The organism is Roseicyclus sp., from assembly GCF_052168335.1.
Taxonomy (GTDB): domain Bacteria; phylum Pseudomonadota; class Alphaproteobacteria; order Rhodobacterales; family Rhodobacteraceae; genus Roseibacterium.
This window is the reverse complement of record NZ_JBQLZP010000106.1, coordinates 18202-28790: the sequence shown is the minus strand read 5'-3', so window position 1 is coordinate 28790 and position 10589 is coordinate 18202. Positions and strand designations below refer to the sequence as shown.

Genomic DNA, 10589 nt, shown 5'->3' with positions numbered 1-10589 from the left:
GACCTCGTGAAGGCCGCCGTCGAGCGGCTGGGCGGCAAGGGTGGCGGCGGACGGCGCAGGGGCTAGCCTCGGGGCCGGCACGACAGCGGAGAGGCCGGGACATGAAGGCATGGCGCATCGAGGCGGCGGGCGCGCCGCCGCGGCTGGTCGACACGGACCGGCCCGCACCCAGGCCCGGCGAGGTGCTGATCCGCGTCGCCGCCTGCGGGCTCAACTTCGCCGATCTTCTCATGATCCGGGGCACATACCAGGACATGCCGCCCCCGCCCTTCACCCTCGGCATGGAGATCGCCGGAACGGTCGAGGCGCACGGAGACGGCGTGGAGACGCCCGCCCTCGGAACCCGCGTCGCGGTCTTCGCGGGACATGGCGGGCTTGCGGAATTCGCCACCGTCGAGGCCGCGCGCTGCATCCCCCTGCCCGACGCGATGCCCTTCGCGGAGGCGGCGGGCTTCCTGATCGCCCATGGGACGAGTCACCTCGCGCTGACGCGGCGGGCGCGGCTGAAGGCGGGCGAGCGGCTCCTCGTGCTCGGGGCGGGCGGCGGCGTCGGCCTGACGGCGGTGGAACTGGGCGCGGCGATGGGGGCGGAGGTGATCGCGGTCGCGCGCGGCGCAGACAAGCTCGCGGCCGCGCGCGAGGCCGGGGCGCGCCATCTCGTCGACGCGCGGAAGGCCGATCTCCGCGCCGAGGTGAAGGCGCTCGGCGGGGCGGACGTGGTCTATGACGCGGTCGGCGGCGGGATGTTCACCGAGGCGTTCCGCGCCACGAACCCCGAGGGCCGCATCCTGGTGATCGGCTTCGCGAGCGGGGAGACGCCGCAGATCCCGGCGAACCACCTCCTCGTCAAGAACGTGGACGTGATCGGCTTCTACTGGGGCGGCTACATGCGTTTCGGCGCGGCGGCGTTGACCGGCAGCCTCGCGGAACTGATGGAGATGTACCAAGCGGGCCGCATCCGCCCGCGCATCGGCGCGTCGCTTCCGCTTGCGCGGGCCGACGAGGGGCTGGCAATGCTCCGTGACCGGAGCGTTGCCGGGAAGGTGGTAGTTACCGTCCCCGCGTAGGATTGTCTCCCGATGGGAAACGCTCACATGCTGCGGAAGGCTTGGCGGATGCCGTCCGTCAGGGCGTCCACGGGTTCCCCGCGCGCAAGCTCGGCGCGGTAGAGGTTGATGCGGATGCGCGGCAGGTTCGGCAGCGCGCCGTTGTGCTCGATCCGCTCCACATACGGCGGCTCGGTCCCTTCTATACAGGCGTGTACGGCGAGGTCGGCCGAGACCGAGGCCTCCACGGTGCGGCTCGAGTCGCTCTCGACCGCCATCTCCCAGGAGATCGCGTTGCGGTCGAGCGCGTCCTGCACGCCGCGCCGGAAGATACAGGCGTGTTCGAAGGCGAGACGCAGCGGCCGCTGCTTCCAGACCTGCCCGTTCTCGGCCCCGACCCAGACGAGCGCGCGCTCGATCAGGGTCTCGCCGCCGTGGTCCACCTCGTCCTCGGTCGTCAGGATCACGTCGAGTTCGCCCTTCTCGAACAGTTCCTTCAGCCGCGAGGTGTAGGAGGAGACGAGCTGCACCCGCATCCGCGGATAGGCCGTGCTGAAACGTTGCAGAACCTGCGGGATGCCGGGATAGACGATGTCGTGCGGCACGCCGAGCGCGATCTGCCCGGTATAGTCGGGCGCCGTCAGCCGCCCGAGCACCTCGTCGTTGAGGTCGAGCATCCGCCGCGCGTAACCCAGCATCTGCTCGCCCGCCCCCGTCAGCGACAGCTTCCGCGCCGAGCGGTCGAAGAGCGAGACGCCCAGCATCTCCTCCAGACGCTTGAGCTGCATCGAGACGGCCGACTGCGTGAGGTTCAGGAAGCCCGAGGCGCGCGTCACGCCGCCCGCGTCCACCACGGCGACGAAGGCGCGCACGGCGGTCATGTCTAGATTTCGAGGCATATCATCATCCGTGATTCACGCGATCATAACCATTCACTTTCTACATGACGCGCGCGGGTGCATATATCAAGCATCGAAATCTCCCGCCGCATTGCGTTCAAGAATGTGAAAGGTAACGCCATGGCCTATTCCGCCGCTTCGCACGGTCACGCCGCCCGCCGACCGACCCTGACCCTCTCCTCCCTCGCCGCCCGCATCGTCGCGGCCGCCGCCATCTGGCGGCAGCGCCGCGCGCTGGCCGAACTGCCCGAGCACCTGCGCCGCGACGTGGGTCTGACCGAGGCCGAGATCCGGCGCGAACTCGCCCGTCCGGTCTGGGACGCCCCGCAATTCTGGCGCTTCTGATCGGGGAGCGCGCCAATAGCCAAAAACTATCGCGCGGGTGGGCCTCCTCCCGCGCGGTTTCCTTGAAAAAACCGGCTTCCCTGCCAATATGCGCTCACAAGGCGGGCTCGCGCGCGTGAGGCGCGGCGTGCCATGACCGAACAGTTCTTTTGGAGGGAACCAATGGCTGACTATCAGACGATGCGGGCCCGGTCTCAGATGGGGGCCGGCGCCGTCACGGCCCAGATCGACGAGGGCCTGCGCGCCCACATGAACAAGGTCTACGCCACCATGTCCGGTGGCATGCTCATCACCGCCGCGGCGGCATGGGCGATCTCGACCCTGTCCGTGACGAGCGATCCGACCGGCGCGACCGCCATGCTGCGCGAGGGCCAGTACCTGACGGGCCTCGGCCAGGCGATCTACATGTCGCCGCTGCGCTGGGTCATCATGTTCGCGCCGCTGGCCTTCCTCCTCTTCGGCTGGGGCCGGCTGATGAGCCGCGGCTCGGCGGCGGCGGTGAGCTTCGGCTTCTTCGCCTTCGCGGCCGCGATGGGCCTGTCGATGAGCTCGATCTTCCTCGTCTTCACGTCCTTCTCGATCGTGCAGACCTTCCTCGTGACGGCCATCGCCTTCGCGGGCCTCAGCCTCTGGGGCTACACGACGAAGCGCGACCTGAGCGGGATGGGCACGTTCCTCATCATGGGCGTGATCGGCCTTCTGGTGGCCATGGTCATCAACATCTTCCTGCAGTCGCCGGCGATGATGTTCGCGATCTCGGCCATCGGCATTCTGATCTTCGCGGGCCTCACCGCCTTCTACACGCAGGAGATCAAGTCGACCTACGTGGCCCACGCCGTGCACGGCGACCAGGAGTGGCTGGAGAAGGCCGCCATCGACGGCGCGCTGAGCCTCTACATCTCCTTCCTGAACATGTTCCAGTTCCTGCTCATGTTCATGGGACAGCAGGAATAGAACCTGCGGGATCGAACGACGGAAGGGCCGGAGCGGATCGCTCCGGCCCTTTTCGATTCCGGGCAGGCGCTGTCATGGAAACTTCACTGGCGCCCGGCGCGGCCCGCGCCATCTTGCGCCGCAAGAACGGGGCAGCCGAGCGACGATGACCGACACCACGCCAGCCGAGGCCAGCGCCGCCCGGCCCGACACGGCCGAGCTCGTCCGCGTCTTCGGGCGCATCGGGCTCCTGTCCTTCGGCGGGCCCGCGGCGCAGATCGCGCTGATGCACCGGGAACTGGTGGAGCTCCGCCCCTGGATGACCGAGCGGCAGTTCCTCCAGGCGCTGTCCTTCTGCATGCTCCTGCCGGGGCCGGAGGCGATGCAACTCGCCACCTATGCCGGATGGCGCGTGGGCGGCGTGCGGGGCGGGCTGATCGGCGGGCTTCTCTTCGTCATCCCCGGCGCGCTGGTGATCCTCGGGCTCGCGGCGCTCTACGCCGCGTACGGGGGCGTGCCGCTGGCCGAGGCGCTGTTCCTCGGGATCAAGGCCGCCGTCATCGTGATCGTGGCGCAGGCGCTTCTGCGGGTGAGCCGCAAGGCGCTGACCCGGCCGCTGGCCTGGGCGCTGGCCGCGGGCGCCTTCCTCGGGCTCTTCGTCCTCGACCTCCCCTTCCCGCTCATCGTGCTCGGCGCAGCCCTCATCGGCGCGCTGAGCGCACGCGGCGCGGCCGAGCCCGCGCCCGCCCCGCGCGTCGCCCATTCCGACACGCTCCGCACCGTGGCGACCTGGGCCGCGATCTGGCTCCTGCCGCTCGCCGCGCTCTGGCTCGTGGCGCCAGGCGGCATCCTGGCCGAGGTCGGCCTCTTCTTCGCCAAGCTCGCGGTCGTCACCTTCGGCGGCGCCTACGCGGTCCTCGCCTGGATGGTGCAGGAGGTCGTGCAGGATCACGGCTGGCTGACCACGGCGCAGATGATGGACGCGCTCGGCCTCGCCGAGACGACGCCGGGGCCCCTGATCCTGGTGACGGAGTTCGTGGGCTTCCTCGCGGGGGCGCAGGCGGGCGGCGTCTGGCTCGGCCTCGCGGCGGCGCTCGTCACGCTCTGGGTCACGTTCGCGCCCTGCTTCCTCTGGATCTTCGCGGGCGCGCCCTACGTCGAGTGGATCGCGAGCCGCCCGCGTCTCCAGGGCGCGCTCGACGCGATCACGGCGGCGGTGGTGGGCGTCATCGCCAACCTCTCGCTCTGGTTCGCGCTGCACGTCGTCTTCGGCGAGGTGACGCGGACGGGCTCGGGCGGGATCGGCCTCTGGGTGCCGACGGCCGCGAGCGTGGACGCGGGCGCCATCCTTCTCACCATCCTCGCGGCACTCCTCGTCTTCTGGCGTCGGCTCGACCTGCTCGTTGTGCTGCCGATCATGGCGCTGGCCGGTCTCGGCTGGAGCTACGCCTCCGGTCTCCTGTGAGGCGCGTTTTGGCGGTTGACTCGCGGCATCGGTCGGGTAGAAGGCGCAATCTCAAGGAATTGAAGCGCGCGGCGCGAACCGTCCGCACGCCCCGACATCGCAGGAGCCCCGACCATGGCGAAGCCGACCACCATCAAGATCCGCCTGAACTCGTCCGCGGGGACCGGCCATTTCTACGTGACCAAGAAGAACGCCCGCACGATGACCGAGAAGATGACCGTACGAAAGTACGACCCGGTCGCGCGCAAGCACGTCGAATACAAGGAAGGCAAGATCAAGTAATCCCCTTCCACTTCCCGACTGGCGAGGCCGCGCAAGAGATTGCGCGGCCTTTTTCGTTCCGCCTGCCCCGAAGAGGCCAAAGATGCTGTCCCAGATCACGATCCGGCCCACCTCCTCCGCCGACCTGCCCCGGGTCGACGCGCTCCTGCGCGAGAGCTATCCCGCGCTGCTCAAGCACGACTACCCGCCCTCGGTGCTGGTGACGGCGCTGCCGCTCATCAGCCGGGCGAACCCCTCGCTGCTGCGCTCGGGCACCTACTACGTGGCCGAGGATGGCGAGGGCGAGGCGCTGGCCGCCGGCGGCTGGAGCCATTCCGGCCCGCAGGGGGGCGTGGGCCCGCGCGACCTCGGGCACATCCGGCACGTCGTCACGCATCCGCGCGCGCTCCGGCAGGGACTCGCCTCGCATATCCTCGAGCGCTGCTTCCGCGAGGCGCGCGCGCAGGGCATCACCTGGATGATGGCGCAGTCCACGCGGACGGCGGTGCCGTTCTACCGCGCGATGGGCTTCGAGGAGCGGGCCGAGATCGAGGTGATGCTGCGCCCCGGCATCGGCTTTCCGGCGGTGGAGATGGCGCGCGGCCTCTGAGCCGCGCGGCCCCTCAAAGCTCGACCGTCTCGCCCGGATCGGGGTCCAGGACGCGCACGCCCGGAAGCGCCGCCTTCAGCGCCTCGGCCGACTGCTCGAGGAGGGGGAAGGTCCGGTAGTGGACCGGAATCACCGTCTGGAAGCGGAAGAGCTTCGAGGCGGCATAGGCGGCGCGGCGCATGTCCATCGTGAAATGCCCGCCCGCGCAGAGGATGCCGATCTCGGGCGCGTGGAGGTCCTGCAGGACGCCCATGTCCGCCATCACGTCCGTGTCGCCCGAGACGTAGACCGTCCGCCCCTCGCCCGCGATCATGTAGCCCGCCTCGGCCCCGGTATAGACCGGGCCGTCGGGGGTGGAGACCGAGGAGGAATGGCTGGCGTTCACCATGGTCACGGCGACCTCGCCGATGCGGACGGTGCCGCCCTTGTTGAAGCCCACGACCTCGACGCCCTGCTCGCTCTCGCCCCACCAGCCCATGAGGTCGGCGATGCCGTAGACCGGCGCGCCGAGCTCGCGCGCGAGCGCGGGCACGCCCGAGACGTGGTCGAAATGCCCGTGGGTGACGAGGATGGCCGTCGCGCCCTCAAGCATCGCCTCGCGGCTGTCGGCGGGAAACATCGGGTTGCCGTCGATCCAGGGGTCGATCAGCAGAACCTCCCCCGCGATCTCGAGCCGGATGCCGGCGTGGCCAAGCCAGGTGTATTTCATGTCGCGCTCCCTCCCCGTGCGGTCACGGGGGCGAGCATATCCCGACGCGCGCGCGCATGGCAAAGGGCCATGCGCGGGGTCCGGTCACTCCGCCGCGACGGCGAAGGGCGAGGTCTTCGACGTGGAGGCGCGGGGCTCCTCGATGTCGTCGTCGAGATGACGGGCGAGGAGCCGCGCGAAGAGGACCGCGAAGAGCGCGGCGAAGACCACGCCCAGCACCATGTCCCAGGGCTCGCCGAGGCCGCGCATCGTCAGTTGCGGCATGACCACGAGGCAGGAGGCGACAAAACCGAGAAGGCCGGGGAAGATGATCGAGAGCCAGATCTTGATCGTGCGTTCCATGATGCTTCCTCTCATTCGTTAATGCTCACTTAACGTATCGTTCGCGGCGAAAAGGGACTCAAATAAGGCATGGACAGGACGATTTTCGACCCGATCGACGCCTATTGCGAGCGGCTGGGCCCCGGCCTCTGGGCGGAGCCCGTGAACGCCCTGACGAATCTCGCCTTCATTCTGGCGGCCATTGTGGCGGCGACGCGGCTCGGCCGGCCCGCCCCGCCGCTCGGGCTGGCGCTCGCGGTGATCCTCGGCGCGATCGGCGTGGGCTCGGGCCTCTTCCACACCTTCGCCAATCCGCTGACCGCGCTCCTCGACGTGGGCGCCATCGCGGCCTTCGTCCTCGTCTATCTCTACGCGGTCAACCGCCACGTCCTCGGCTGGCCGGCCATGGCCGCGGCGCTCGGGCTGCTGGCCTTCATGGGCTACGCCGCGCTGACCGGGGCGGGGTTCGCGCGGCTGCCGTTCTTCGCGATCTCGGCCGCCTACTGGCCCATCGCGCTTCTGATCGCGCTCTACGGCCTTGCACTCTGGCGGAGCCGCCCCGCCTTCGCGCGCGGGCTCCTCATGGGCGCGGGCATCCTGTCGCTTTCCATCGCCTTCCGCTCGGCCGACATGGCCGTCTGCGGAACGCTGCCCCTCGGCACGCATTTCCTGTGGCACATCCTCAACGCGGTCATGCTCTTCTGGATGATCGAGACCTACCGCCGCGCAATGGCCCCCGTGCCGCTTGCAGCGGAAGGGAGGCAGGGCTAAACCGCGCCCGAGCCGAGACAGCGGAGACGCCCATGTCCATCGACACGACCACCGCCGCGAAGGTCGCCAAACTCGCCCGCATCCGCGTCGAGGAGAAGGACCTCCCCGCGCTCGCGCAGGAGTTCAACGCGATCCTCGGCTTCATCGAGCAGCTGGGCGAGCTCGACGTCGAGAACGTCGAGCCGATGACGAGCGTCACGCCCATGCGGCTCAAGCGGCGCGCGGACGTCGTGACCGACGGCGACCAGCAGAAGAAGGTCCTCTCGAACGCGCCCGACGCGCGCGAGGGCTTCTTCGCGGTGCCGAAGGTGGTGGAATAGTCGCGGGACCTCCCGCCCGAGTTGGTCCGAGAGGAACGCAGATGTCCGACCTGACGAAGCTGACCATCGCCGAGGCGCGCGACGCGCTCAGGAAGGGCGAGGTGACGTCCGTCGCGCTGACCGAGGCCTGTCTCGCGGAGATCGAGGGCGCGGGCGCGCTCGGCGCCTTCGTCCACGGCACGCCCGAGATCGCGCTTGCGCGGGCCGAGGCCGCGGATGCGCGCCTGAAGGCGGGCGACGCGCCCGCCATGTGCGGCATCCCCATCGGGATCAAGGATCTCTTCTGCACCGAGGGCGTGCCGAGCCAGGCCGCCTCGAAGATCCTCGAGGGCTTCCGCCCCGAATACGAATCGACCGTCTCGGCACAGCTCCGCGACGCGGGCGCGGTGATGCTCGGCAAGCTCAACATGGACGAGTTCGCCATGGGCTCGTCGAACGAGACCAGCATCTACGGCAATGCCGTGAACCCCTGGCGCGCGGGCAATTCCGAGGCCGCACTGACACCCGGCGGCTCGTCCGGCGGCTCGGCGGCGGCCGTCGCGGCCGACCTCTGCCTCGCCGCGACCGGCACCGACACCGGCGGCTCGATCCGCCAGCCCGCCGCTTTCACCGGCATCGTGGGGCTGAAACCCACCTACGGGCGCTGCTCGCGCTGGGGCATCGTGGCCTTCGCCTCCTCGCTCGACCAGGCGGGCCCGATGACCAAGACGGTGCGCGACGCCGCGATCATGGGCGCGGCGATGATGGGCCACGACCCGAAGGATTCGACCTCGGCCGACCTTCCCGTGCCGGACTTCGAGGCGATGCTGACCGGCGACATCCGCGGCAAGGTCATCGGCATCCCAAAGGAATACCGCATGGACGGGATGCCCGGCGAGATCGAGACGCTCTGGACCGAAGGCGCCGGGATGCTGCGCGACGCGGGCGCCGAGCTGCGCGACATCTCGCTTCCGCACACGAAATACGCGTTGCCGGCCTACTACGTCATCGCGCCGGCCGAAGCCTCCTCGAACCTCGCGCGCTACGACGGCGTGCGCTTCGGCTACCGCGCGAAGCTCGCCCAGGGCGACGGCGTCACCGAGATGTACGAGAAGACCCGCGCCGAGGGCTTCGGCCCCGAGGTGCGTCGCCGCATCATGATCGGCACCTACGTGCTGTCGGCCGGCTTCTACGACGCCTACTACAACCGCGCCCGCAAGGTCCGCGCGCTCATCAAGCGCGACTTCGACGAGGTCTTCGCCGCGGGCGTCGACGCGATCCTGACGCCCGCCACGCCCTCGGCTGCCTTCGAGCTCGGCAAGGCGCACACCGACCCCGTCGAGATGTATCTCAACGACGTCTTCACCGTGACCGTGAACCTCGCCGGGCTGCCGGGCGTCGCGGTGCCCACCGGCCTCGACGGGCGCGGCCTTCCCCTCGGCCTCCAGCTCATCGGGCGGCCCTGGGAGGAGGGCGAGTTGCTGAACGCCGCCTATGCGCTGGAACGCGCCGCGGGGTTTGTGGCGAAACCCGCGAAATGGTGGTAGAAGCCTCGCCAACTCAGAAACCGAGAGGCCGAGCGATGACCACGAAGGGCCGTGCGCCCCTTCTTCTCTGCGCGATGTCCGCGCTGGCGCTGGCCGCCTGCGGGACGGGACGCGCCCCCAACGACGTGTCCGAAGGCGTCGGCTTCAGCGACTACCAGGCCTACCAGGCGCGCCAGACGGCGCTCCGGACTGCGCCGCCCGCAACGGTCCGCCCGCCCGCGGATGTCGCGGCCGAGCCCTTCGCCCCGGCGCCGGGGGTGACGGCGGCAGCCCCGCCCACGCCCACGCGGGGCATCGCCGATCTCGCCGCGGCGGCCATCGCCGAGGCGGAGACGGGTGCCACCGGCCTGCCCCCCGTGGCGCCGGGTGGCGACGATTTCACCGCGCCGCCCCTGCCCGAGGGCATGGCCGTTCTCGGCGCGAACGTCGTGGCCTTCGCGCTCTCCACCAGCCATCCGGTCGGCCAGCGCGTCTGGTCGCGCTTCCCGCTCCGCCTCGGGCGGCCCGAGGTGCGCTGCCAGGATTTCCGCACCACGGACCTCGCGCAGGACTGGTTCCTCGAGAACGAGGGCCCCGAACGCGACCGCGCGGGCCTCGATCCGGACGGCGACGGCTTCGCCTGCAACTGGGACCCCGAGCGCTACCGCGCCGAAGCCCGCGAGGCGACCATGCCGCGGGCCGTCCCGCAGGCCTCCTTCTCCTCCGGCGGGTGAGCCGTTCGCCCAATCACGGGCCGCGCCGCGACGGGTTGCGGCCCGAGCTCGTCGTCCTGCACTACACCGCCATGTCCGACGCCGCCGCGGCCGAGCGCGCGCTCTGCGATCCCCTGCGCGAGGTGTCGGCGCACTGGCTGATAGCGCGCGACGGAACGGCGACGCCGCTCGTCGACGAGGAGCGCCGCGCCTGGCATGCCGGGGAAGGCACCTGGCGGGGGCGTGGCGACGTCAACTCGCGCTCCATCGGGATCGAGCTCGACAATGACGGGGCCGCGCCTTTCGCGGCACCTCTCATGGACGCGCTCGAGGCGGTGCTGGCGGGCGTGCTCGGCCGCTGGTCGATCCCGCCCGAGGGCGTCATCGCCCATTCCGACATGGCGCCCGCGCGCAAGCGCGACCCCGGCCCCCGGTTCGACTGGCGGCGCCTGGCGCGCCAGGGCCTCGCCGTCTGGCCCGAGCCCGTGCCGCGCCGACCGCCGGACCCCGCGCGCTTCCGCGCGGATGCCTGCGCCTTCGGCTACCCGGAGGTGGCGGACGACCTCCTCCTCGCGGCCTTCCGCCTGCGCTTCCGCCCGGGGGCGCGGGGGGCCCTCGACGCGGCCGACTGCGCGCTCGCGGCGGGCCTTCCACGCCCCGATTGACGCCGACCGTCCGAACGCATACCTCG

The 10589-nt window shown here is 70.5% G+C and carries 14 protein-coding genes; 11 read left to right on the top strand and 3 right to left on the bottom strand.

Features of this window, described 5'->3' with window-relative positions:
• Positions 1-101: 101 nt before the first annotated feature.
• Positions 102-1067 carry an NADPH:quinone oxidoreductase family protein gene (locus tag ACTS11_RS03460; RefSeq protein ID WP_442638947.1) on the top strand — a complete coding sequence of 322 codons (966 nt, stop codon included), beginning with the start codon at positions 102-104 and terminating at the stop codon, positions 1065-1067.
• Between the two features lie 23 nt (positions 1068-1090).
• On the opposite strand, the gene ACTS11_RS03455 is transcribed toward ACTS11_RS03460, so the two are convergent.
• Positions 1091-1945, bottom strand: coding sequence for a LysR family transcriptional regulator (locus tag ACTS11_RS03455; RefSeq protein ID WP_442638946.1), 855 nt, complete (start codon positions 1943-1945; stop codon positions 1091-1093).
• A gap of 120 nt (positions 1946-2065) precedes the next feature.
• Between ACTS11_RS03455 and ACTS11_RS03450 the strand changes: the two genes are divergently transcribed.
• From ACTS11_RS03450 to ACTS11_RS03430, 5 genes are all read left to right on the top strand, one after another.
• Positions 2066-2290 carry a DUF1127 domain-containing protein gene (locus tag ACTS11_RS03450; RefSeq protein ID WP_442638945.1) on the top strand — a complete coding sequence of 75 codons (225 nt, stop codon included), beginning with the start codon at positions 2066-2068 and terminating at the stop codon, positions 2288-2290.
• Between the two features lie 162 nt (positions 2291-2452).
• Entirely contained in the window at positions 2453-3244 is a 792-nt protein-coding gene (locus ACTS11_RS03445; RefSeq protein WP_442638944.1) for a Bax inhibitor-1/YccA family protein, read from the top strand.
• 145 nt (positions 3245-3389) lie between these two features.
• Entirely contained in the window at positions 3390-4688 is a 1299-nt protein-coding gene (gene chrA / locus ACTS11_RS03440) for a chromate efflux transporter (protein ID WP_442638943.1), read from the top strand.
• A gap of 114 nt (positions 4689-4802) precedes the next feature.
• Entirely contained in the window at positions 4803-4970 is a 168-nt protein-coding gene (rpmG, locus tag ACTS11_RS03435) for a 50S ribosomal protein L33 (RefSeq protein WP_008885060.1), read from the top strand.
• Positions 4971-5052: 82 nt separating this feature from the next.
• Positions 5053-5559, top strand: a complete 507-nt coding sequence (locus tag ACTS11_RS03430; RefSeq protein ID WP_442638942.1) for a GNAT family N-acetyltransferase — start codon at positions 5053-5055, stop codon at positions 5557-5559.
• A 13-nt stretch (positions 5560-5572) separates the two neighbouring features.
• Here the strand turns inward: ACTS11_RS03430 and ACTS11_RS03425 are convergent, their stop codons facing one another.
• A complete protein-coding gene (locus tag ACTS11_RS03425; protein WP_442638941.1) occupies positions 5573-6268 on the bottom strand; it encodes a metal-dependent hydrolase in 696 nt (231 codons plus the stop codon).
• An 84-nt stretch (positions 6269-6352) separates the two neighbouring features.
• Positions 6353-6610, bottom strand: coding sequence for a hypothetical protein (locus ACTS11_RS03420; RefSeq protein WP_442638940.1), 258 nt, complete (start codon positions 6608-6610; stop codon positions 6353-6355).
• Positions 6611-6679: 69 nt separating this feature from the next.
• On the opposite strand from ACTS11_RS03420, the gene ACTS11_RS03415 reads away from it, so the two are divergent.
• The 5 genes from ACTS11_RS03415 to ACTS11_RS03395 are packed head-to-tail and all read left to right on the top strand — an operon-like array spanning position 6680 to position 10563.
• On the top strand, positions 6680-7360 hold the full coding sequence (locus ACTS11_RS03415) for a ceramidase domain-containing protein (protein WP_442638939.1): 681 nt from the start codon (positions 6680-6682) through the stop codon (positions 7358-7360).
• 32 nt (positions 7361-7392) lie between these two features.
• Positions 7393-7680 (top strand): Asp-tRNA(Asn)/Glu-tRNA(Gln) amidotransferase subunit GatC, encoded by a 288-nt coding sequence (gatC, locus tag ACTS11_RS03410; protein WP_442638938.1) that lies wholly within the window; start codon positions 7393-7395, stop codon positions 7678-7680.
• A 41-nt stretch (positions 7681-7721) separates the two neighbouring features.
• Positions 7722-9206 (top strand): Asp-tRNA(Asn)/Glu-tRNA(Gln) amidotransferase subunit GatA, encoded by a 1485-nt coding sequence (gatA, locus tag ACTS11_RS03405; protein WP_442638937.1) that lies wholly within the window; start codon positions 7722-7724, stop codon positions 9204-9206.
• A gap of 35 nt (positions 9207-9241) precedes the next feature.
• Entirely contained in the window at positions 9242-9919 is a 678-nt protein-coding gene (locus ACTS11_RS03400; protein WP_442638936.1) for a hypothetical protein, read from the top strand.
• A complete protein-coding gene (locus ACTS11_RS03395) occupies positions 9916-10563 on the top strand; it encodes an N-acetylmuramoyl-L-alanine amidase (RefSeq protein WP_442638935.1) in 648 nt (215 codons plus the stop codon). Before ACTS11_RS03400 ends, ACTS11_RS03395 begins: the two co-directional genes overlap by 4 nt.
• Positions 10564-10589 lie beyond the last annotated feature (26 nt).